At 48.3% G+C, this 24,143-nt stretch carries 18 protein-coding genes, 1 tRNA gene and 2 pseudogenes; 10 read left to right on the top strand and 11 right to left on the bottom strand.

Going from position 1 to position 24,143, the window contains the following annotated elements:
- Position 1: 1 nt before the first annotated feature.
- Both ygfK and mocA read right to left on the bottom strand, forming a co-directional pair.
- Positions 2–3,100, bottom strand: a complete 3,099-nt coding sequence (ygfK, locus tag K0778_RS13900) for a putative selenate reductase subunit YgfK (protein WP_000502391.1) — start codon at positions 3,098–3,100, stop codon at positions 2–4.
- Between the two features lie 321 nt (positions 3,101–3,421).
- A complete protein-coding gene (gene mocA / locus K0778_RS13895) occupies positions 3,422–4,000 on the bottom strand; it encodes a molybdenum cofactor cytidylyltransferase (RefSeq protein ID WP_001272828.1) in 579 nt (192 codons plus the stop codon).
- 102 nt (positions 4,001–4,102) lie between these two features.
- Between mocA and yqeC the strand changes: the two genes are divergently transcribed.
- Positions 4,103–4,873 (top strand): selenium cofactor biosynthesis protein YqeC, encoded by a 771-nt coding sequence (gene yqeC, locus K0778_RS13890; protein WP_001298920.1) that lies wholly within the window; start codon positions 4,103–4,105, stop codon positions 4,871–4,873.
- Positions 4,874–4,920: 47 nt separating this feature from the next.
- Positions 4,921–6,546 carry a selenium-dependent molybdenum cofactor biosynthesis protein YqeB gene (yqeB, locus tag K0778_RS13885; protein ID WP_001020381.1) on the top strand — a complete coding sequence of 542 codons (1,626 nt, stop codon included), beginning with the start codon at positions 4,921–4,923 and terminating at the stop codon, positions 6,544–6,546.
- Between the two features lie 40 nt (positions 6,547–6,586).
- On the opposite strand, the gene arcC is transcribed toward yqeB, so the two are convergent.
- The 5 genes from arcC to ygeW are packed head-to-tail and all read right to left on the bottom strand — an operon-like array spanning position 6,587 to position 12,715.
- On the bottom strand, positions 6,587–7,519 hold the full coding sequence (gene arcC, locus K0778_RS13880; RefSeq protein ID WP_000037992.1) for a carbamate kinase: 933 nt from the start codon (positions 7,517–7,519) through the stop codon (positions 6,587–6,589).
- 47 nt (positions 7,520–7,566) lie between these two features.
- Complete coding sequence (gene hyuA, locus K0778_RS13875; RefSeq protein ID WP_063084617.1) at positions 7,567–8,952, bottom strand: D-phenylhydantoinase; 1,386 nt, start codon at positions 8,950–8,952, stop codon at positions 7,567–7,569.
- Between the two features lie 52 nt (positions 8,953–9,004).
- Positions 9,005–10,216 (bottom strand): YgeY family selenium metabolism-linked hydrolase, encoded by a 1,212-nt coding sequence (locus tag K0778_RS13870; RefSeq protein WP_001107125.1) that lies wholly within the window; start codon positions 10,214–10,216, stop codon positions 9,005–9,007.
- Positions 10,217–10,273: 57 nt separating this feature from the next.
- A complete protein-coding gene (gene dpaL, locus K0778_RS13865) occupies positions 10,274–11,470 on the bottom strand; it encodes a diaminopropionate ammonia-lyase (RefSeq protein ID WP_000110493.1) in 1,197 nt (398 codons plus the stop codon).
- A gap of 57 nt (positions 11,471–11,527) precedes the next feature.
- The gene (gene ygeW / locus K0778_RS13860) at positions 11,528–12,715 is read right to left on the bottom strand and encodes a knotted carbamoyltransferase YgeW (RefSeq protein WP_000859787.1); all 1,188 of its coding nucleotides are present in this window, start codon (positions 12,713–12,715) and stop codon (positions 11,528–11,530) included.
- A 478-nt stretch (positions 12,716–13,193) separates the two neighbouring features.
- Between ygeW and K0778_RS13855 the strand changes: the two genes are divergently transcribed.
- Positions 13,194–14,972, top strand: coding sequence for a sigma-54-dependent Fis family transcriptional regulator (locus K0778_RS13855; protein WP_000417791.1), 1,779 nt, complete (start codon positions 13,194–13,196; stop codon positions 14,970–14,972).
- 39 nt (positions 14,973–15,011) lie between these two features.
- Here the strand turns inward: K0778_RS13855 and xdhC are convergent, their stop codons facing one another.
- The 3 genes from xdhC to xdhA are packed head-to-tail and all read right to left on the bottom strand — an operon-like array spanning position 15,012 to position 18,674.
- Complete coding sequence (gene xdhC, locus K0778_RS13850) at positions 15,012–15,491, bottom strand: xanthine dehydrogenase iron sulfur-binding subunit XdhC (RefSeq protein WP_001016605.1); 480 nt, start codon at positions 15,489–15,491, stop codon at positions 15,012–15,014.
- A complete protein-coding gene (gene xdhB / locus K0778_RS13845; protein ID WP_000459182.1) occupies positions 15,488–16,366 on the bottom strand; it encodes a xanthine dehydrogenase FAD-binding subunit XdhB in 879 nt (292 codons plus the stop codon). Before xdhB ends, xdhC begins: the two co-directional genes overlap by 4 nt.
- Before the next feature lie 10 nt (positions 16,367–16,376).
- Complete coding sequence (gene xdhA, locus K0778_RS13840; RefSeq protein ID WP_072651265.1) at positions 16,377–18,674, bottom strand: xanthine dehydrogenase molybdenum-binding subunit XdhA; 2,298 nt, start codon at positions 18,672–18,674, stop codon at positions 16,377–16,379.
- Positions 18,675–19,088: 414 nt separating this feature from the next.
- Between xdhA and actS the strand changes: the two genes are divergently transcribed.
- The 7 genes and pseudogenes from actS (at position 19,089) to K0778_RS13805 (ending at position 23,844) form a co-directional block, all read left to right on the top strand.
- A complete protein-coding gene (actS, locus tag K0778_RS13835; protein WP_001301085.1) occupies positions 19,089–19,844 on the top strand; it encodes an amidase activator ActS in 756 nt (251 codons plus the stop codon).
- A gap of 78 nt (positions 19,845–19,922) precedes the next feature.
- Positions 19,923–19,996, top strand: a tRNA-Gly gene (locus tag K0778_RS13830).
- Positions 19,997–20,229: 233 nt separating this feature from the next.
- Entirely contained in the window at positions 20,230–21,840 is a 1,611-nt protein-coding gene (locus K0778_RS13825; RefSeq protein ID WP_000676901.1) for a glycoside hydrolase family 15 protein, read from the top strand.
- Positions 21,841–21,852: 12 nt separating this feature from the next.
- Positions 21,853–21,972 (top strand): annotated as a pseudogene (locus K0778_RS13820) (type III secretion protein); the annotation flags it as partial.
- A pseudogene (locus K0778_RS13815) lies at positions 21,932–22,919 on the top strand (YscQ/HrcQ family type III secretion apparatus protein). The pseudogenes K0778_RS13820 and K0778_RS13815, both read left to right, overlap by 41 nt.
- Complete coding sequence (locus K0778_RS13810) at positions 22,909–23,574, top strand: EscR/YscR/HrcR family type III secretion system export apparatus protein (RefSeq protein ID WP_000071554.1); 666 nt, start codon at positions 22,909–22,911, stop codon at positions 23,572–23,574. Before K0778_RS13815 ends, K0778_RS13810 begins: the two are co-directional and overlap by 11 nt.
- A gap of 9 nt (positions 23,575–23,583) precedes the next feature.
- Positions 23,584–23,844 (top strand): EscS/YscS/HrcS family type III secretion system export apparatus protein, encoded by a 261-nt coding sequence (locus tag K0778_RS13805; protein WP_000341004.1) that lies wholly within the window; start codon positions 23,584–23,586, stop codon positions 23,842–23,844.
- Positions 23,845–23,918: 74 nt separating this feature from the next.
- Here the strand turns inward: K0778_RS13805 and K0778_RS13800 are convergent.
- The coding region (locus K0778_RS13800; RefSeq protein WP_024169623.1) for an IS1 family transposase at positions 23,919–24,143 on the bottom strand (225 nt) is incomplete at its 5' end.

Below are 24,143 nucleotides of genomic sequence, written 5' to 3'. Positions count from 1 at the left end.
ATTACACCTCCACGCGGCCCAGCAGATAATGATGATGCTGGTGGACATGGCTGATGATGCGGCACATATCGTTCAGCTCCGGTGGTACGTTGTTAAACTGACCTTTGCTGTCGATGTTTAACACCCAGCTTTGGTTATTCAGACGTACTCGTACCCGGCAATCTTCCACAAGGAAGCCTGGGTTGCTGCTGTTATCAAAGTCTTGCGCCAGGCTGAAGACGGTGATTTTGTCTTTGTACGGTTTACCGTTCCACGGACAGAACTGAGCGCAGTTGCCGCATTCGTTACAGTAAGCGTCGAGGTGCAGCGTCTGGAAACGGTTCTGGAAGCCTGGGACCGCAATGGAGACGTTGGCGCGGTTCGGGCAGACATCCACACACTTGCTGCAAACGTAGTTACATTCGAGGCAGCGAGCGGCTTCCTGGGCGACAAACGCGTCACGATCGTCACTGTTCACCAGCGTGATAGAGATATCGCCTTTACGTTGATAGATTTCCGCTGGATTGACGTTGTTCCAGTATTTATCGTTCTGGTGGGAACGGATATTTTCCCGACTAAGGATGGCATCGGTCGCCCGACGCGCGGTTCCGACAGCAGCGACAATGGAGGATGGTCCGCGCTGTACGTCGCCGATCATAAAGACGTCAGTCAGACGAGTTTCGCCATTATGGTCGACGTCTGGCCAGCCGTTTTTGTCCAGCGGCACGCCCATCGCATTCAGGGCTTCAGTATCCTGCTGTTCACCAATGGCGGTGATCAGGCTGTCTACAAGCAGTGTTACTGTTTCATTGGTTTCAACCGGACGACGACGACCTTTCTCATCCGGTTCGCCAAGCGACATAACGCGCAAGGTTAAGGTGCCATCAGCATCGAAACGTTCCGGATTATTCAGGAAACGGAACTCTACGCCGTCGTGCAACGCTTCTTCATACTCTTCGCGCCATGCGGGCATCTCTTGTAGTGAACGACGGTAAACGATCGTTGCTTTTTCTACGCCTGGAACGCGTAACGCCGCACGAGCGCAGTCCATTGCGGTGTTACCCGCCCCGACAACGACCACATGTTTGCCCAGCTTGAGCGCTGTACCCTTGTTGTATTCACGCAGGAAGGGGAGTGATTTCCAGACATTTTGGTTGTCGCCCGCCAGTTTCACACCGCTATTTTTATCAGTGCCGGTGGCAATCAGAACATAGTGGAAGCCCTGATTTTTTAACTGCTCAATGGTTAAATCGGGTGAGCAGCCATACTCAAATTTCACGCCGTGAGCGGCAACAAAATCGATATCGTGCTGAATTAACTCTGCAGGAATACGGAACTGAGGAATGATATTTTTCACCACGCCGCCCGCATTGGCTTCGCGTTCAAACAGCGTAACCGGATGGCCCGCTCTGGCAAGGAAGTAACCTGCTGCCAGACCCGCCGGACCTGCACCAATCACGGCAACCGGATGGCGTGAACCAGAACCGGCTGGTTTGTGCCAGCGTTGCTTATATTCATCCCAACCTTTTTCCAGCGCGACTTTTTTCAGTTCGCGGATATTCAGCGCACTGTCGTAATCCAGGCGGGTACAGTTGTATTGGCACTGGTGATCGCAAATATGACCGGTAATGGCGGGCAGAGCGTTGCGTTGGTAGATGAGTTCCAGCGCGTCGGCATAGCGGTGTTCGCCAAGCAGACGGATGTATTCCGGAATATCTTGCTTGATAGCGCAGGCAGTAACACAGGGGGCAACGTAGCAGTCGGTCAGCGGCAGGTCTTCTGCCACTTCAATACGCTCTTCTGGCTTCCAGTGTTTCTGGGTGTATTCCATGGTTAACGCATCTGCTGCCAGTCTGTTCAGTCGTTCGACGTCAACATGGTCAAGTCCCCAGGCGTCGGAGCCTTCCAGCTCGCGCATGCAGGCACTTAAGCGCAGATAGCCGCCAGGTTTCAGCAGGTCGGTTGCCATAGTAATAGGGCGAATACCTGTATCAAAAATATCGCGGATAGTCAGCTGACTGGCACCACCGGAATAAGAAATGGGCAGTTTGCCGTCAAAGGCGCGAGAGAGAACTGCTGCAACATTGATGGAGAGCGGGAACAGCGCACGGCCTGACATATACATCTCTTCACCAGGCAGTGCGCCTTTATTGTTGATGGTGCCGAGAGTGTTAGTCAGTTTTACGCCAAAGCCGAGTGATTTTTCTTTTGCCAGTGCCATCAGGCGTTCCAGCATTTCCAGCGCTTGCGTCAGCTTGAGGTCGTGATCAAATGACTCTTCTTTTAAGCCTATGTAACCGAAACCGCAGATATCGAGGATCTCACGAACACGCGCGTATCCCAGTAAGGTCGGGTTAAGTTTCACAAAGGTGTTGAGCCCTTTTTCTTCCAGCATGTAGCGGCAAATGGCTTCGATTTCATGCGGAGGACAGCCGTGCATGGTGGAGAGGGTGACGCCATGCACCATACTGGTGGGGATGCGAGCGGGTAAGGCTTGCAAGCTTTCGCGTTTTTCCTGCAATCCGTGGCGAGCTAAAAATGCGTCATCCTGGAGTAATTTATTCAGCGTATCGCGATATTGCGCGAATTTCGGATGGTCAGATGCGTCCATCATATTGTCGATGAACTGTTGCATTGGCGGTTGCTTAATACCTTCGAGGTTGTAACCGACGCTCATATTAAAGATGAACGATTTACCGGAATCAGAAGGTTGGAACATCGCTTCGAGAAGGTGCAGGGCAAACCAGGCTTTGAGGTATTCATCCCAGGCTTTAAGCAGGGTAAATTCGGTAGACCATTCGGTGTTAAAGCACTCGTCTTCGGCATCAATACAGGGCTTTTCCAGCTCCAGGCGGTCAAGAATTTGGACGGTTTTTAGTTCGATGAAACGTCCGCCAGTCAGCCAGGAAGTGACAATATTTTGCGCGAGCTGCGTGTGCGGGCCAGCGGCAGGGCCGACGGGAGTGGCACAGGTTTCACCGAAGACGCTAACAGTTTTACCTTTTACAGGTGAGTAAAACTGTTGCTCGGGAATACCAAAGATTGAGCGTTGTTGTTGGTATTCATCAAATATGCGCGTCAAAAGTTCCTCAAACGGAATGGGACGCATAATATCCCCCATAACCCTCTCCTTAGCTTATACAGATATCATTGAGTGACCGGTGTTGAGAAATCCGGTGGTTTAGGGGGATAGAGCAACAATCGCACCACTCTTGCCAGGTTTGGCGGGAAATATAAAAAAATGTGAGGCGGCTCGAAACTTAAGGGCTTTTTGTGAATGAACTCACAGGTGCTAAATGAGAATTAAAATCACTCCTGAAAATTATTATTGCCAGCCCATTTATCAATTTTTCTCTTTTCTCAAAATCAGTGATTCCTTATCATTATGATAATGAGTGCCGGAAGGATTAAATATTTGAACGCAATCGTTTAACTACGTTTTCTAAATTTCAGTATACCTTTCCTTCGCTGTAATAAAGTCGTCCGGAGTATCAATATCTAAAATTATTTCTGCATTTTCTATTTCGACGGAATAATGATCTCCCATAAGGAGTGCCTGACGCATATTGGTGACATTGGGTCGTTGGATTGCCTGCATCAGGCATGGTTTTGACACTAAAATCGGATGGCCGGGGATGCCATTATGGAGTGGCAGTATTGCGCCATCATTTCGTAACGACCAGATTTTTCTAAAAATATCGATGGTGAGGGTTGGCATGTCACCGTGGGTGAGAAAACAATGTTCTGTTTGCACTGCGGGTACTGCGGCCTTGACGGATGTTAGTAAACCCTGCGCATAATCTGGGTTGTGAATAATAGTGATATTGCTCTGGTTCGCATAACGTTCGTGCAGTTCATTACCACGATAGCCGGTGACTAAAATAATTCGGCTACAAAACTGCAACGCATTTTTGATACTTGTATCAAGAATTGTTCCCTGTTCCCAGGGTAACATCATTTTCCATTGCCCCATTCTTGATGATAATCCGGCAGCGGTAATTATACAGTCGATGGCTGACATAGTGGTTCCATTATTTATAGGGGCTAATAACGCCTGATAATTGCGTTACTTCCTGATGGATTAAGTTGGGGATAATTTATCCCAGAGAGGTCATAAAGACTCGTGAAAAGTATAGTTGACCCATCGGCATTAGTCATTGATTTAGGTGCGCAGAAACGTCCCACTGTGATTTCTGTTGTTGGTGCTGGGGGGAAAACCAGCTTGCTTTTTTGGCTGGCAGAACTGCTCCAGGCTAGCGGCAGGCGTGTGTTAATCACGACGACGACACATATGTTTATGCCAACGTCTCACTGGCCCGTGGTTTTCTGTCGTGATCCCGCCATGCTTCCTCATGCGTCTCTTACATCCCCCATTTCATTTTGTTTTCACAGCTGGAAAGCGAACCAGGGAAAAGTGCAGGGATTTACGCCAGAAGCGATTGATGCACTGGTGCAACGACCAGAGTGTGACGTAATTCTCATTGAAGCAGATGGCTCGCGTGGAATGCCGTTAAAAGCGCCTGATGAGCACGAACCTTGCATACCCAAAAGCAGTTGCTGCGTGATTGCTGTGATGGGAGGACATACTTTGGGCGCGAAAGTGAGCACAGAAAATGTCCATCGCTGGTCGCAGTTTGCTGATATTACCGGGTTAACACCTGATGCAACCTTGCAACTGAGCGATCTCGTTGCGCTGGTTCGCCACCCTCAGGGGGCGTTTAAAAACGTACCGCAAGGTTGTCGGCGAGTCTGGTTCATTAACCGTTTTTCTCAATGTGAGAATGCGATTGCACAAAGCGAGCTCCTTCAACCGCTGCAACAACACGACGTAGAGGCAATCTGGCTGGGCGATATACAAGAACATCCTGCAATCGCGCGCAGATTTGTGAATTAGCGGCCCGGGTATTCCGGGTTACTGAAAGGATATCCATTGAGGTTGGTATGAATATTTTCACAGAGGCTGCAAAACTCGAAGAGCAAAATTGTCCGTTTGCTATGGCGCAAATTGTTGATAGCCGAGGCTCGACTCCCCGCCATTCTGCACAAATGTTAGTGCGCGCCGATGGTTCTATCGTCGGTACAATTGGTGGCGGAATGGTTGAGCGGAAGGTGATTGAAGAGTCGCTTCAGGCATTGCAGGAACGTAAGCCGCGATTATTCCATGGACGTATGGCTCGTAACGGTGCGGATGCTGTCGGGTCAGATTGTGGAGGTGCAATGTCAGTATTTATCAGCGTCCATGGTATGCGTCCACGTCTGGTGTTGATTGGCGCGGGGCATGTCAACCGGGCGATAGCCCAGAGTGCGGCGCTATTAGGATTTGATATTGCCGTTGCTGATATTTATCGCGAAAGCCTCAATCCTGAACTATTCCCACCATCAACCACGCTTCTCCATGCTGAGTCGTTTGGTGCGGCAGTGGAAGCACTGGATATTCGCCCTGATAATTTTGTCCTGATTGCCACGAATAATCAGGATCGTGAAGCCCTCGACAAACTCATTGAACAGCCCATTGCATGGTTGGGGTTGCTGGCAAGTCGTCGCAAGGTTCAGCTTTTCCTGCGTCAATTGCGTGAGAAAGGCGTGGCTGAAGAACATATTGCCCGTTTACATGCGCCCGTTGGTTACAACATAGGTGCGGAAACGCCGCAGGAGATCGCCATCAGCGTGCTGGCAGAAATATTACAGGTGAAAAATAACGCGCCGGGTGGGCTGATGATGAAACCTTCTCATCCTTCCGGACACCAGCTGGTGGTGATTCGCGGTGCGGGAGATATCGCCAGTGGTGTGGCGCTACGTCTGTATCATGCGGGTTTTAAAGTGATCATGCTGGAAGTGGAAAAACCGACAGTGATTCGTTGTACCGTGGCGTTTGCCCAGGCCGTGTTCGATGGCGAAATGACGGTCGAAGGCGTCACTGCTCGCCTGGCAACCAGCTCTGCGGAAGCGATGAAACTTACCGAACGCGGATTCATTCCTGTGATGGTAGATCCCGCCTGTTCATTGCTTGATGAACTGAAACCGCTTTGCGTGGTGGACGCTATTCTGGCGAAACAGAATTTGGGAACGCGGGCAGATATGGCACCAGTAACAATCGCGCTTGGGCCGGGCTTTACTGCTGGGAAGGATTGTCATGCGGTAATTGAAACAAATCGCGGGCACTGGCTCGGTCAGGTGATTTACTCTGGTTGTGCGCAGGAGAATACCGGTGTTCCTGGCAATATTATGGGGCATACCACCCGACGGGTGATCCGTGCTCCTGCTGCAGGCATTATGCGATCCAACGTGAAATTAGGCGATCTGGTGAAAGAGGGCGATGTGATTGCCTGGATTGGTGAGCATGAAATTAAAGCACCGTTGACGGGGATGGTGCGTGGCTTGTTGAACGACGGCCTGGCAGTGGTTGGTGGTTTTAAAATTGGTGATATCGATCCTCGTGGTGAAACCGCTGATTTCACCAGCGTTTCTGATAAAGCCCGGGCGATTGGCGGCGGCGTACTTGAGGCGTTAATGATGTTGATGCATCAGGGCGTGAAAGCGACAAAAGAAGTGCTGGAAGTGGCTTAAATGAAAATGGCCGGATGGTATTACCCACCCGGCCTTTAAATTACTGACAAATCACCGTTCCTGTTTTGCCTTCAATCCCTTCTTTCGCTTTGCTCAATACGGTAATCAGTGCTTCACGACCTGCGCGAGAGCGAGCAAACGAGGCGGCAGCTTCCACTTTAGGTAGCATAGAACCTTTCGCAAAATGACCTTCTTCGATAAAGCGTTCAGCATCACTTAATGACAGGCGATCGAGCCACTGTTCATTCTCTTTACCGAAGTTAATGGCCACTTTTTCTACCGCAGTCAGAATGATCAGCATATCGGCATCAATCATTTCTGCTAAACGGGCGCTGGCCCAGTCTTTATCGATAACCGCGCTGGCACCACGCAGATGGTTACCTTCACGAATAACAGGGATACCACCACCGCCAACGGTGATCACCACCTGACCTGCATCTACCAGAGCTTTAACCGTTTCTTTTTCAATGATATCAACCGGTTTTGGCGAGGCAACAACACGGCGATAGCCGCGACCAGCATCTTCTTTCAGAGTGTAACCCTGTTTTGTCAGTTGCTCTGCTTCTTGCTCGGTAAAGAACGAACCGATCGGCTTGGTCGGGTTGAGGAATGCCGGATCGTTAGCGTCGACTTCGACCTGAGTAACCAGCGTTGCTACAGGTTTATTAATGCCCCGAGAAAGCAGTTCTTCTCTTAAAGCGTTTTGTAGATCGTAACCAATATAACCCTGGCTTAATGCAACACAGACAGACATCGGCAGCATTGGCGAGTGCGCTTCAGTTTTTGCGGCAGCTTCAAAGGCCTGGTTAATCATGCCCACCTGCGGCCCGTTACCATGAGTGACGATAACTTCATGTCCCTGGGCAATTAAATCAACAATTGCCTGAGAAGTAATTTTTACCGCTTTCATTTGCCCGGCCAGGTCATCGCCCAGCGCATTCCCGCCCAGGGCGAGAACAATTTTCTTACTCATTTTTCCTCACTCATCATTCTTGATTGTGTATAGATCCCTGGCAGTGGTTAGAGCACGGGAGGGACAAACGGTTTGCGTCGCAGGAAACGACCTCGCCCGGCTTTGCCTGTAAAGGAGCCGTCACAGAAAATCGTTTCACCACGGGATAAGGTTCTGACAATCGCGCCCTGACAGGTAAAACCCTCCCATGGCGAGTAGTCGGCGTTGTCGTGGAGATGGCGATGCTGAATTTGTTGGCTCTGACGTGGGTCGATAATCACCACGTCGCCGTCGGAACCGGGCGCTAATAATCCTTTTTGCGGCCACAGGCCAAACAACCTGGCGGGCATTGCGCTGGTTAATTCAACAAAGCGTTCCGGTGTTATACGTCCCGTCATCACGCCACTGGAAAACAGTAACTGCATGCGGTTTTCCACACCGGGTAAGCCATTTGGGCAGCGACTGAAATCGCCTTTAGAAATTTGCAGGCGTTGAGCCATCGAGAAGGTGCAGTGATCGGTTGCCACCACGTCAATCGCACCATCGCTGATGCCACACCACAGTTTGTCCTGCTCGCGTACGTTACGCAGCGGTGGGCTAAGAATGAACTTCATGCCATCTTCTGTATCGTAACTGCGTTCGTCCAACAGGAGATATTGTGGGCAGGTTTCAACCCAGACTGGCTGGTGATTCGCACGGGCAAGACGCAGATAATCCAGACCTAAGCCGTTAGACAGGTGCACGATATAGAGCGGGGCGTTACCGGCAATTTGTGCCAGGTTAATCATGCGGGCGATGGCTTCCGCTTCGCATTCCAGAGGGCGACTCAAGGCATGATAGCGCGGCGCGGTTAACCCTGCGGCGATAAATTCCGCCCGCTTGCTGGCGATAGCCGCATCATTTTCCGGGTGCACGGTGGTCAGCGCGCCGGATTCATGCAAGCGGCGTAATGCCTGCAAAACCTCGTCATCGTTGAGTTTGTATTGATAGGTTAAATAGAGTTTAAAACTGCTCAGTCCTTCCTCGACCATCATCGGGATTTCGTCGAGGATTGCGTGATTAATGTGCTGGATCACACCGTGAAAGCTGTAATCGATGACCGCTTTATGGGCGGCATAACCACGATAAACCTCCAGTTGATGGCGTAACCGACAGCCGTTTGGGCCAAATCCCATATGGTCAATAATGGTTGTTGTACCGCCACACGCAGCTGCGCGGGTACCGGTAAAAAAATCATCACAACTGCGCGCGATGCCGACATCAATATTGAAATGCGTATGGACATCCACGCCGCCAGGGAAAACGTAACAGCCAGTGGCATCAATTTCTTCATACGGGAGCTGCGGCGAAATATTGTTGCCCAACTGGCGAACAATCCCGCTTTCAATCAGCAAATCCTGTTTGGCTTGTCCATCTGCGTTAACGACAGTGCCGTTTTTGATCAATACGCGCATAGCAAACTCCAAAAACCCTCCGGCGAACCGGAGGGGAATAAGTGAAGAGTAATTACTCTGTTGCCAGCCAGCTTAACGGGATTGCAGCGTACATCGCGGCACAGGTCACCAGGTGAGATTTCCAGGTTTTTTCGTTAGGTGCATGCGCTTCAGGTTCTTTACCCGGGCCAAAGCCGATCACCGGAATGCCGTGACGGCCCATGATAGATACGCCGTTAGTTGAGAAGGTCCACTTATCAACAACCGGCGCTTTGCCAAACAGCCCTTCGTAGGCATTCACCAGTGCTTTAACGGTGAAGTGATCTTCTTCCACTTTCCAGGTCGGGAAGTAGCATTCGGTTGGGTAAACCAGGCCAGTCCAGGACGGACGGTCGTAGTTGTACATAGAAACAACCGCGTTAGCTTTCTGTACTGCAGGCAGGGCGCGGATTTCGTCCAGCGCGCCTTCCCAGGTTTCGCCCCAGGTCAGACGACGGTCGATTGAAACTGCGCAGCTGTCTGCTACAGCGCAACGGCTTGGGGATGTGAAGAAGATTTCAGAAACGGTGAGGGTGCCTTTGCCGAGGAATTCGTCATAACCCAGACGTTGGGAGAGTTCTTGTAATTCGCCAAGAATCGGACCCATTTTGAAAATGGCGTTATCACCGCGTTCTGGTGCAGAACCGTGGCAGCTAACACCCTGAACATCAATACGAATTTCCATACGACCGCGCTGACCACGGTATACCTGGCAGTCGGTTGGTTCGGTACTGACCACAAATTCCGGGCGAATGCCGGATTGTTCAATAATGTACTGCCAGCACAGACCGTCGCAGTCTTCTTCCTGCACCGTACCGGTAACCAGCAGGGTATATTCATCTTCCAGACCGAGGTCTTTAATGATTTTACCGGCATAAACCATAGAGGCCATGCCACCTTCCTGGTCGGAAGTACCGCGACCACCAATCAGTTCATCAGTTTCCATGCCTTCGTACGGATCGAAGTCCCAGTTTTTGATGTTGCCAATGCCGACGGTATCGATATGAGCGTCCATTGCCACCAGACGCGGGCCGTGGCCGATATAACCGAGAACGTTGCCCATCGGGTCGATTTCAACTTTATCGAAGCCGACTTTTTCCATCTCTTCTTTAATACGATGTACTACGCGTTTCTCGTCGCAGCTTTCACTGGGAATAGCAACCATGTCGCGCAGGAAGCGAGTCATATCCGCCTGGTAATCTTTTGCTTTTTCAAGAATCAGTTTGAATGGAATATTCTTAGCCATTATTTTTCTCCAGATTTTTTACTCCCCGTTTTGCAGGGAGCAGTTCCAATAGGGTGATTAAGGTGCTACAGCGTGTTTGCCTTCCCAGACAACTTCGCGGTAGTGCTTCACGTCGGTGTCGCCTTCAGTGCTGATAACCAGCACCACGGCATCTTTGTTCAGCGCCAGTTTTTCCATCAGGCTTTGACGTTGCGGGTGATAATGAACCGCTGCGAGAACGCCCAAACCGACAGCGCCGGATTCACCGGAGATGATGCGCGGGTCGTTGCCGTACGGATTACCCAGCACGCGCATACCTAATGCGGCAACGCTGTCCTGGCAGGAGATGAATTGGGTGGCGCAGTTACGTAGGATTTCCCAGCCCAGCGGGTTAGGTTCGCCACAGGCCAGGCCTGCCATGATGGTGGCCATATCACCGCCAACGTTGACGATGTCGCCTTTGACGCCGGAGCGATAAATACAGTCAGCTTTGTCAGGTTCAACAATAATGCTGTGCAGATTTTGCGGGCTATAGACGTCGACCAGATAACCCAGCACACCACCGGCCATTGCTCCGACACCGGCTTGCAGCAGAACGTGCGTCGGGGTTACGCCCATTTCACGCATTTGCTCGACGGCTTCATCTGCCAGGGTTGCGTAGCCTTGCATGATCCAGGTTGGGATTTTGGTGTAACCTTCCCATGCCGTGTCCTGTACCACTTCCCAGCCGTGCTGCTGCGCGTGTTGCATGGTCAGGCGAACGGTATCGTCATAGTTCATATCCGTGACGATGCACTCGGCACCGAGGTTCAGAATGGCGTCAACGCGTTCCTGAGCAGAACCTTTCGGCATGTAAATCACCGCATTCTGTCCGAGTTGCTGTGCTGCCCACGCCACACCGCGCCCGTGGTTGCCGTCGGTGGTGGTCGCGAAAGTCATTTTTTCGCCGATGGCATTTTTCAGGTGCTCAAATGACAGCGTTTCGATATCAAGATGATATTTTTCACACAATAATTGAGCGATGGCGTACGCACCGCCAAGCATTTTGAAGGCGTTCAGACCGAATCGTTTTGATTCGTCTTTGACGAGAATTTTCTTCACACCAAAAAGGTTTGCGAGATCGTCCAGCGCACAAAGCGGTGTTGGGCGATAACCAGCTATTTTCTGGTGGAACTGGCGCGCCAGTTTGGCCTGGCTTTGCGAAAAGAGCGGTGATGTTTCGCCGTTGAAAAATTTGTTATCGGCGATATCAATCTTCAATGAGAAAACGGACATATCCTATCCTTTTGGCCTCTGGAAATAGAGGGCCGACCAGCTGATCGGCCCGAGGGGTTATTTCACGCGTTCTTGCGCTTCTTTCAGCAGTTGCTCGAGCAGTGCACCTGGTTTGGCGTATTTACGGGACAGGATCATCGCGGCGATGATATAAGGCTTCCAGCTGGCTTCTTTGTAGGTAGCGATACGGTATTTTTCGAATACGCCTTCAGTCACTTCACCTTCTTTACAGGATACGCCGCTGATATCAGCTGGCAGGCAGTGCATGTACAGGGCTTCGCCATCACGGGTCAGTTCCATCATCTCTTCAGTACAATGCCAGTCTTTGTGTTGCGCGTTCTGTGCCAGACACTGTTTTTCCAGTGCTTTTAAGCCTTCGTGATCGTTCGCACGCAGCAATTCAGTACGCTCTTCCATCACTTTGTAAGGTGCCCATGACTTCGGATAAACGATGTCTGCGTCTTTGAAGGCTTCTTCCATGCTGGTGACCTGACGGAAGCTACCACCGGAGGCTTTAGCATTGTTTTTCGCCACTTCAACCACATCCGGGATCAGGTCGTAGCCTTCCGGATGGGCCAGGGTGACATCCATACCGAAGCGAGTCATCAGACCGATGATGCCTTGTGGTACAGAGAGCGGTTTGCCATAGCTTGGAGAGTAGGCCCAGGTCATGGCGATTTTTTTACCTTTCAGGTTTTCCAGTGAACCAAAGTGTTCACGTAACCACGCGAGGTCAGCCATTGACTGAGTCGGGTGGTCAATATCGCATTGCAGGTTCACTAAAGCCGGACGCTGTGGCAGTACACCCTGCTTGTAACCGTCATCAAGTGCAGCGCCAACTTCACGCATATAGGCGTTGCCTGCGCCCAGATACATATCGTCGCGAATACCAATAGCGTCGGCGCAGAAGGAGATCATATTGGCGGTTTCACGCACGGTTTCGCCGTGAGCGATTTGTGATTTGCCTTCGTCGAGATCTTGTTGTGCAAGGCCGAGCAGGTTAAGCGCGGAAGCATAAGAGAAGCGGGTACGGGTGGAGTTGTCGCGGAATACGGAAATACCTAATCCACTATTAAAGACTTTGGTTGAGATGTTTTCAGCACGCAGTGCTTTTAATGCTGCGGCAACGTCCAGTACTTGTTTCAGTTCATCTGGCGTCTGTTCCCACGTTAACAAAAAATCTTTCTCGTGAAGGTGAGAGGTCAGCGAATTGATATCCTTAATCAGCTCATTAACAGTTTTCATCATAAAGTCCCGGTAGTGGAATGACAGGCAAAGTGGTTTATTTCACTGTGACTTGCCAAAGTGATTGGTGTTTTCACAGCTATACCTGGGACTAACAATAAGTGTGCCAGAATTATCCGCGCGGCTGCAAAAGACTAATTTGACGGATAATGTGTGGGGTTGATCACAAATTGATGCCAGCTTCTGGTTGTTTGTAAAATACGAAAACGTTTGGCTTTTTTTATCGCGTTATTTATTTGCTGCTAAGTATCAGAAATAAGATAAAGGGGCAGGCTATCTCTCTTCAGTTTGATAAACTCACCGCCGTAATTCTCATATTGATATAGAAATGTGATATCTCTTCCATAATTTCATTAGAAAATGATAAAAATCTTATGTTTTTATCAAAGCCAATTTCGCCTGAGTTCATATCATCATGATCTGTGAACCATCAACGTCTTCAATGATCGACTTTTAAGTAAGTCTGGAAGGTAAAGCTATGGAGCTTGCTACTACGCAGTCAGTATTGATGCAAATTCAACCGACAATTCAGCGTTTTGCCAGAATGCTTGCCAGCGTTTTGCAGCTTGAGGTTGAGATCGTTGATGAAAACTTGTGTCGCGTTGCCGGAACGGGCGCGTATGGGAAGTTTCTTGGTCGCCAGTTGAGCGGCAACTCACGCCTGCTCCGCCACGTCCTGGAAACGAAAACTGAAAAAGTTGTGACACAGTCTCGCTTCGATCCCCTTTGCGAAGGTTGCGATAGTAAAGAAAATTGCCGCGAAAAAGCATTTCTGGGTACGCCTGTCATTTTACAGGATCGTTGTGTTGGGGTGATAAGTTTGATTGCCGTTACCCACGAGCAACAAGAGCATATCAGTGATAATTTACGCGAATTTTCTGATTATGTTCGCCATATATCCACCATTTTTGTTTCGAAACTTCTGGAGGATCAGGGGCCAGGAGATAACATCAGTAAAATATTTGCGACCATGATCGATAATATGGATCAGGGCGTATTAGTTGTAGATGATGAAAATCGGGTTCAGTTTGTTAATCAGACTGCCTTAAAAACACTTGGTGTTGTGCAAAATAATATTATTGGGAAACCTATCCGTTTCAGACCATTAACATTTGAGAGTAATTTTACCCATGGACATATGCAGCATATTGTTTCATGGGACGATAAAAGTGAATTAATCATTGGTCAATTGCATAACATTCAGGGCCGACAATTATTTTTAATGGCGTTTCACCAATCGCATACCAGTTTTTCTGTAGCAAATGCACCTGATGAACCGCATATTGAACAATTGGTTGGCGAGTGCCGTGTTATGCGGCAATTAAAACGACTCATTAGCCGTATTGCACCCAGCCCATCCAGCGTTATGGTGGTTGGTGAAAGCGGCACGGGTAAAGAAGTCGTCGCCCGTGCAATCCATAAGTTGAGCGGAAGACGGAATAAACCCTTTATTGCTATCAACTGTGCCGCGATTCCGGAGCAGCTTCTGGAGAGCGAACTGTTCGGTTATGTTAAAGGTGCATTTACTGGCGCTTCTGCCAACGGTAAAACAGGGTTGATTCAGGCGGCGAATACGGGCACGCTGTTTCTCGATGAAATAGGTGATATGCCATTAATGTTGCAGGCTAAATTACTGCGCGCTATTGAGGCACGTGAAATTCTGCCGATTGGTGCCAGTAGCCCAATACAAGTCGACATTCGCATCATTTCTGCAACTAATCAGAATTTGGCCCAGTTCATTGCCGAAGGTAAATTCCGCGAAGATCTCTTCTACCGACTTAATGTTATCCCGATAACTCTGCCACCGCTGCGTGAACGTCAGGAAGATATTGAACTATTGGTGCATTACTTTTTACATCTGCATACCCGTCGTCTGGGATCGGTTTATCCTGGCATTGCTCCCGATGTCGTCGAAATATTGCGTAAGCATCGTTGGCCCGGAAACCTGCGCGAGTTAAGCAATTTGATGGAATATCTGGTTAACGTGGTTCCTTCAGGTGAAGTTATCGACAGCACGCTATTGCCGCCAAATCTGCTGAATAATGGCACAACGGAGCAAAGTGATGTAACAGAGGTCAGTGAGGCGCACCTGTCACTCGATGATGCGGGCGGCACGGCGCTGGAGGAGATGGAAAAGCAAATGATCCGCGAGGCGCTTTCACGTCATAACAGCAAGAAGCAAGTTGCTGATGAACTGGGCATCGGCATTGCTACGCTCTATCGCAAGATTAAGAAATATGAGTTGTTAAACACATAACCTCAGTGAATCCGGCCTGAATTCAGGCCGGATATCCTTTTACTTCGTTTTCTCGCAATCCAGAACTGTATTTACAATCATCTGATACCCCGTGCAGCGACAAAGATTTCCCGCCAGTCCGCGACGAATTTCCGTAATGGTTAATGGCTTCTCGCGTGGTTTCGCCAGCATTGCCGTGGTAGCCATAATCAGGCCAGGCGTACAAAACCCGCACTGCACTGCGCCGGATTTCGCATAAGCCTGCTGAACATGAGAAAGTTTTCCGCCTTTCGCTTCACCTTCCAGCGTGCGGATCTCTTTTCCTTCAGCCCAGGCGGCAAGGTATAAGCAACTGTCTATTGCTGTGCCGTCGACCAACACCGTACAGGCACCACATTCACCCACGCAGCACCCTTGTTTGACACTTAGCAGTCCTTGTTCGCGGAGTAATTCCGAGAGCGGCGTGCCTGGTGCGGCGTGAAGCTGAAAAGGCATCCCGTTAATGGTGCATTCGATGGTAATTGTTTCGCTGTGATTCATTGCAATTTTCCCCCCGCCGCGGCGACGGCTTCGCTAATCACTTTTTTGGTCATCGTCTGGATGAGATGCAGACGAAACTCTTTACTGGCCCGCCATGAAGAACGCGGGGCGACATCTTGCAGGACAGATTCGCTGATAGCTTCCAGCGTTTGCAGGTTTAATGGCGCATTTTGTGCAGTCTGTTCGGCATGTTGGCAGCGAATCGGCGTTGGCGCGGCAACACCAAATGCCAGGCGTAATTCGCTGAAATTGCCGTTATCCAGTCGGCAATGTGCGGCGCAGCCAATCGTTGAAATATCCATTGCGTCGCGCATGGCATATTTAAAATGCGCGCTGCCCGCGTGTTCTTTCGGCTGTGGCGGAAAATGAAAGGCGACGAGGATTTCGTCATGCTCAAGAGACACTTTGCCCGGCCCGGTGTGAAAGCCATTAATCGGGACGAAACGAACACCGCGCGGGGAGTGGATCTCCAGTTTCGCGTCATAAATTAGCGTTGGCGTGGCAGAATCTGCGCTGGTGGCACCGTTGCAAATATTTCCACCGTAGGTAGCGACGTTACGGATCTGCGGTCCAGCAATGGACGTGGCCGCAGCACATAACGCCGGGAGATGACGTTGAGTTATAGGATCTTCTATTAGCTGGGTAAATGTCGTTGCAGAGCCGATACGTAGCGAGCCATCTTCCGCCAGCGTAATTCCCCGCAGCTCCGCCAGATTATGAATATCAACAATATGGCGATAACGGTCATTGTGATGGTGGAGCTGAATCAGTACGTCAGTGCCACCGGCGAGCAGTTTGGCCTGCGGGTTGTCAGCCAGCAGGTTGATGGCATCGGCAAGGGTTGCTGCGCGATGGTAAGAAGCAAAATCAAACATGATGTTATCCTCAAATCAATCCTGCCAGATGGAACTCTTCATATAACCGTTTTGGCGTCAGCGGCAGTGTATTGATTGCAACACCGGTAGCCATCTTCACCGCGTTACGAATAGCAGCGGCAACAGGAATTATTGGTGGCTCACCCAGTGACTTATGTCCGTATGCGGATTGCGGCTCATTGATTTCGACGAACGCGCTTTCCAGTTGTGGCAGATCCGGCATGGTCGGCATTTTGTAATCCAGCAGATTGGGGTTACGGACCACGCCGCTTTTAGCATCGATGATCATCTCTTCAAATAGCGCCCAGCCAATGCCCATTCCCATTCCGCCGTGTACCTGACCTTCTGCCAGCAGTGGATTAAGAATATGCCCTGAATCATGAACGTTGAGGATGCGGTTGATGGTGACTTTGCACAGCGCAATATCGACCGTCAGATCAACAAAGGTACAGCCAAACGCCGGTGGGTTAGTGGTGGTTTTGATGGAGCTTTCAGCAGAGAGCTGCCCGCCGCGTTCAGGGTGGTAGAAAGCGTCCATCGCCAAATCTTTTAACGACATTAACGGCTCTTCCGGTCGTTCAACCAGCACGATATGGCCTTTTATCAGGGTCAGATTCATCGCTGACTGATGTAGCATGACTGCGGCGTGAGCGATGATTTTCTCTTTTAATAATAGTGCCGCACTGCGCAGCGCAGGCGCGGCAACATAGCTCTGGCGTGAGGCAAATGCGCCGGGATCGAACGGCGTAACGTCGGTATCTTGAGTTGAAATAACGCGAACGTCGCTGACCGGAACCCCCACGGTTTCTGCCACCATTTGCGAGAAGACGGTGTCGGCACCCTGACCGATTTCCGTCGCGCCGCTTTGCACGTTGATGGTTCCATCCTGATTCATCAGAAGGCGCGCGCCTGCTATTTCTACGCCGACAGGCCAGGTGTTAGAGGTGTAGCTAAAACAGGCGACGCCAACGCCGCGGCGCAAATTGCCTTGCTGGTTCTGGCATTCTGCACGGCGTTTTTCCCATTCAAAGATTTTCCGGCCTTTTTCAAGACACTCCGGCAACCCTGCGCTGTAAATACGTTTGCCCGTGAGCGGATTAGCATCTCCTTCGCGGGCGGCGTTGCGTAAACGAATTTCAACAGGATCAATACCTAACGCTGTCGCGGCGTCATCAAGCATAGACTCAACGGCAAATACGACTTGTGGCGCGCCATAACCACGCATCGCACCAGCCGAGGGGAGGTTGGTATAGCAGGTCTTTGAACTGTAAGCGTAGGCACAACGAGGATAAAGGTAAGCGACTTTATTCCCCCCCGCAGAAGCGATGGAGTGCCCGTGAGATGCATAAGCGCCGGTGTTAGACAGAACATCCAGACTATAACCTTTCAATGTTCCGTCGCGGTTCACGCCCATTTGCCCGTCAATGGTAAAAGCGTGGCGGGTACGGGTTGCGAGGAAACACTCTTCACGGCTAAGGGAAACTTTCACCGGAATGCCGCCAAGCTTGCTGGTCAGGAATGCCGCCATTGGCTCTTCCAGTACATCCTGTTTATTACCAAAACCGCCACCGACAAATGGTTTGATGACTCGTACGCATGACCAGGGAATATCCAGCGCCTGACCAACCACGCGGCGAACAATGTGCGGGATCTGGGTGCTGGAAACGATGGCAATTTGCGAGTCATCCTCCATCCACGCCAGCGATGTTACGCTTTCCATGTGACAATGTTGAATAACGGGGGTCTGATAGTGCCCCTGTACCTGGTAGTCGGCGGCATCGATTGTTTGTTGGACATTACCCGTCGACATCGTGCTTTGTTTCAGTAAATTGCCACCGTTATGGATTGGTGCAGCGTCTTCTGCCAGCGCCGCTTCTGGCGTGGTGATAACGGGTAATTCTTGCCACTCAATGCTGACCAATTGCGCCGCTTTTTCTGCCGTGAGTTCATCGCGGGCCACGACGATGGCAACGGCGTCACCATGATGACGAACATGGCGAGTTAGCAGTGCGCGATCGGCGGTATCGCGCTTGTTTTCGTCAAGTGTCCAGGCATGCCCAGCTGTAGCGAATGGAATATCAGGCACATCTTCCCAGGTAAAAATCGCCAGTACGCCCGGCAAACTTCTGGCTTGTTCATCATTAATACTTACGGCATAACCATGTGCGATAGGGCTACGTACATATTTCGCATAACACATGCCCGCCATAACATAATCGTCAGTATATCGTGCCCGCCCGGTGACCTTAGCAATGGCATCGACGCGCATGCATGATTCACCCGTAGCGGTTGCTTCCCGCGCTTCCATAGAAATCCCCTCGATTTGAACATTTGGTTCTTATGGCAAAGATTTAGTCTAAGCAGGCAAGATTTACGCCAGAAACGACGATAAGCGTTAGGGGAGGTAGGAAGTGTGATGACGTTAAAAAAACACAGATATGATACGAAACAGGACTCTGAATAGGGGCAGTGATACGTATCAATATGAGTGGCGATAAAATCAATGTGATAAATTGGGATTATTACGCATCAGGATGGGAAATAGGGTAAAAAGTCAGGAAGTTCGATACCTCTACAGCGAATATTTTGCTGATGATACTTCCCTTTGCCAAATGAAATTAACCTCTTTCTCTATTACCACGTTTTTCCAGAAGCAAGAGATTGGGTATCAAGAGGCTGGCTGCTATGATAAGGCGTCTTGTTTTTTAAGCGAGGAAAGATTTTGAGTGCGGGACGCCTGAATAAAAAATCTCTGGGTATCGTGATGTTGTTATCGGTTGGACTGCTTTTGGCGGGCTGTTCGGGTAGCAAATCATCCGATACAGGAACGTATTCCGGCTCCGTTTACACCGTGAAACGGGGGGATACGCTATATCGTATTTCGCGCACCACGGGAACCAGCGTAAAAGAACTGGCGCGACTGAACGGCATTTCCCCCCCTTACACCATTGAAGTTGGTCAGAAACTAAAACTGGGTGGGGCGAAAAGTAGCAGTATTACACGTAAATCAACCGCCAAATCAACGACCAAAACCGCATCGGTTACACCGTCATCAGCGGTACCGAAATCATCCTGGCCGCCAGTAGGGCAACGTTGTTGGTTATGGCCAACGACAGGGAAAGTTATCATGCCGTATTCGACAGCAGATGGCGGCAATAAAGGGATTGATATCTCAGCTCCACGGGGTACACCTATTTACGCCGCGGGTGCAGGAAAGGTGGTGTATGTGGGCAACCAGCTGCGTGGCTACGGTAATCTCATCATGATTAAACACAGTGAAGATTACATTACGGCTTACGCCCATAATGACACGATGCTGGTAAATAATGGGCAAAGCGTGAAGGCTGGGCAAAAAATCGCCACTATGGGGAGCACGGATGCGGCATCTGTTCGCCTGCATTTCCAGATTCGTTACCGTGCAACGGCAATTGATCCGCTACGTTACTTGCCGCCGCAGGGCAGCAAGCCAAAATGCTGATGGCGAATTAATCAGCAGTCAGCAGCGCGGCACTTGCTAAGGAGAGCGTAAGGTTTATAATGCCTTACGCATCTCGAAGCGGGCGTAGTTCAATGGTAGAACGAGAGCTTCCCAAGCTCTATACGAGGGTTCGATTCCCTTCGCCCGCTCCAATTTATCTTCACCTCATCAATCTGCCATTTTTGCTGTATCTGATTTTCTATATTATCTTAATTCAATCGCTTCAGACTTTTCGCAATCGCCGTAATATTTCCCCATTTTGTTGTAAATAAAAAGCGTTTACGCAATGCAATCCTTTTGTAACAACCCAGGTAAAACACCTTATTTTCAAGTTGTTAAATAAGTGGTTATCTACGCTTTTAACAAACGATTGATGGAATATTTTATGAAAGGGAAATCTGCATTAACTCTTCTGCTCGCTGGTATATTTTCGTGCGGCACATGCCAGGCGACAGGGGCAGAAGTGACGAGTGAATCTGTATTTAACATTCTTAATTCCACGGGGGCAGCAACAGATAAAAGTTATTTATCGTTAAATCCAGATAAGTACCCTAATTATCGTCTTCTGATTCACTCAGCCAAATTAAAAAATGAAATAAAGAGCCACTATACCAAAGACGAAATTCAAGGGTTGTTAACATTAACAGAAAACACACGAAAGTTAACGTTGACGGAGAAACCCTGGGGAACATTTATTCTTGCTTCTACTTTCGAAGATGACAAAACAGCGGCAGAAACCCACTATGATGCTGTCTGGCTGAGGGATAGTTTATGGGGCTATATGGCATTAGTATCAGATCAGGGAAATAGTGTAGCCGCAAAAAAGGTTCTGCTCACCCTGTGGGATTATATGTCTACGCCCGACCAGATTAAGCGGATGCAGGACGTCATTAGCAACCCCAAACGACTGGATGGAGTTCCCGGGCAAATGAATGCTGTGCATATCCGATTTGACAGCAACTCCCCCGTGATGGCAGATGTGCAGGAAGAAGGCAAGCCGCAGCTGTGGAACCATAAACAAAATGATGCGTTAGGTCTTTATCTTGATCTCCTTATACAAGCAATCGACACTGGTACAATTAACGCTGAAGATTGGCAAAAAGGTGACCGATTAAAATCGGTTGCGCTGCTGATTGCTTATCTGGATAAAGCCAATTTCTATGTTATGGAAGATTCCGGAGCATGGGAAGAAGATGCCCGATTAAACACATCTTCCGTTGCACTGGTGACCTCTGGACTGGAACGTTTGTCGAACTTACTCTCGAAGAAAGACTCTGTCTTTGTCTCTGATTTACTACGCGAAGCTAAAGCCAATGAACTGGATGAACCTCTTTCAACAACGAGGTTGAACCACCTCATAGATAAAGGTTATGAAAGAATAACGTTACAGCTTGATTTAGGGGGAGAATCCCCAGGTTATCTGGAAAAAGATAAACATTACAGAGAAGCCGATGCGGCTTTACTTAATGTTATTTATCCTGCAAATCTTGCAAAGATAAACACCAGAAGAAAAGAGCAGGTTCTAAAAATAGTTAAAAAACTAGCAGGTCCGTATGGTATAAAAAGATACGAGAAGGATAATTATCAGTCGGCAAATTTTTGGTTCAATGATATTAAAACCGATACCGATCAAAATTCACATGTGAAAAGAGAAAAGAGCTTCATTCCATCAACAGAAGCAGAATGGTTTTTTGACTCATGGTATGCAAAATCAGCAGCAATTGTTTATAAAGAATCAAGAAAAGAAGAGTATTTGAATGACTCAGTGCAATTTATGAATAGATCATTGGCCCAAATAACAGGCGAGAATATGATTGGTGCAAATGGCAGGAGCGTACCAGAAATGGCACTTCCCGAAAGCTATAACTATATCCACAAGTCGGGAACTTTGCATGAAGCGCCAAGCCCTATCATTCCGCTAAATTGGTCGAAAGCTTCAATGACTCTCATGTTGAAAGAGATGTCCAATCTTATCAATGATGAGGGAATTAAATAGTTTTCATAATGAGTTACAGCACAACGTTGGGTATTGACTGAGCAAGATGAACGACAAGGACAACGACATCAGCCTTATGAGGAGCAAGAAAATGAAAGCAAATTCGAAAACGATCAGAAGGATGAAAGTTAATGTTCGGTCTGAGGAAAGTAAATCGAAACACTCATACGTTTGAAACCACTTTTCAAAATTGGAAAGAAAATGGCGAAGATGTTGCATTATTAATGCCCGAATTTAGTGCTAAATGGCTACCGATAGCAGAAGAGAGTGGCAGCTGGTCTGGATGGGTATTGCTTGGAGAAATATTTCCCTTAATTTCATCTGAGCTCGCTGGGATGGCTTTAATGCCAGAAACGGAAAGGTTAATAGGGGAATGGCTCAGTTTATCCAGTTCCCCGTTAAATCTAAAGCATCCTGAACTAAAATATAATCGTTTGCGCGTAGGTAAAGTATTTGATGGAGTATTGAGCCCTGCTCAACCACTAATAAGAATATGGACAGGGGAATTGAATCTTTGGTTAGATAAAGTCACAGTCTGCCAATACGGAAACGCTCCAGCGTTAGACAAAAAATCGTTATATTGCTCCATTCATTTTGTAATTGGATTTAGTAAAACATGTTACAGAAGTCTTGTTGATATTGAAGTTGGTGATGTTTTATTAATCTCAAATAATTTGGCTTATGCGGTTATTTATAATACAAAAATTTTTGATTTAATTTATCCGGAGGAGTTAAAAATGGCTGATCATTTTGAGTACGAGGAAGATTTTGAAACAGATGATTTTGATATCAAAAAAAACGAGAGTGAGATTTATGATGAAAATGACGATCAGATGATTAATAGTTTTGAAGACTTGCCTGTAAAAATTGAGTTTGTTCTTGGTAAGAAAATAATGAATCTATATGAAATAGACGAACTCTGTGCAAAAAGAATAATATCTCTGCTTTCTGAATCTGAGAAAAATATAGAAATACGTGTAAATGGCGCGCTAACTGGCTATGGAGAACTTGTTGAAGTGGATGATAAATTGGGCGTAGAGATTCATTCTTGGTTATCAGGGCATAATAATGTCAAATAGCATTTCGCTGATAGCTATACTATCATTATTTACACTATTGCCGTTTATAATAGCATCCGGGACATATTTTATTAAATTCTCGATTGTTTTTGTTATTGTCCGAAACGCGCTGGGGCTTCAGCAAGTGCCATCAAATATGACACTTAATGGGGTTGCTTTGCTATTGTCAATGTTTGTAATGATGCCGGTTGGGAAGGAAATATATTATAACAGTCAGAATGAGAATCTTTCATTCAATAATGTAGCGTCGGTTGTTAATTTTGTTGAGACAGGCATGAGTGGTTATAAATCATATTTGATAAAATATTCCGAACCGGAGTTGGTTAACTTTTTTGAAAAGATTCAGAAGGTGAATAGCTCTGAAGACAATGAAGAGATATTCGATGATGATAATATTTCAATTTTCTCGTTACTCCCGGCATATGCGTTGAGTGAGATAAAAAGTGCATTTATTATAGGTTTTTATATCTATTTACCCTTTGTTGTAGTGGATCTGGTTATATCCAGCGTTCTGTTAACGTTAGGTATGATGATGATGAGTCCGGTAACCATATCTACACCGATAAAATTAATTTTGTTTGTCGCGATGGACGGTTGGACAATGTTATCAAAAGGACTCATTTTACAATATTTTGACCTATCCATTAATCCCTGAGAAAAAAATATGGACGATATTGTTTTTGCGGGGAATAGGGCGCTGTATCTGATTTTAGTTATGTCTGCAGGACCTATTGCAGTTGCGACATTTGTTGGTTTATTGGTAGGGCTTTTTCAAACGGTAACACAGTTACAAGAACAGACGTTGCCATTTGGCGTCAAATTATTATGCGTAAGTATTTGCTTTTTTTTAATGAGCGGATGGTATGGTGAAAAATTATATTCGTTTGGTATCGAAATGCTGAATTTAGCATTCGCGAGAGGATAGGATGGGGGAGGCGATACTCTATCAGTTGCATAGTCTGCTGGCTGCTACAGCGCTCGGTTGGTAATGACTCCAACTTATTGATAGTGTTTTATGTTCAGATAATGCCCGATGACTTTGTCATGCAGCTCCACCGATTTTGAGAACGACAGTGACTTCCGTCCCAGCCTTGCCAGATGTTGTCTCAGATTCAGGTTATGCCGCTCAATTCGCTGAGTGTAACGCTTGCTGATTACGTGCAGCTTTCCCTTCAGGCGGGATTCATACAGCGGCCAGCCATCCGTCATCCATACCACGACCTC

It is taken from the genome of Escherichia sp. XD33 (assembly GCF_019375075.1).
GTDB lineage: Bacteria > Pseudomonadota > Gammaproteobacteria > Enterobacterales > Enterobacteriaceae > Enterobacter > Enterobacter flexneri_A.
Note: the sequence above shows the minus strand (reverse complement) of the source record. Positions and strands in the feature narration are given on the sequence as shown.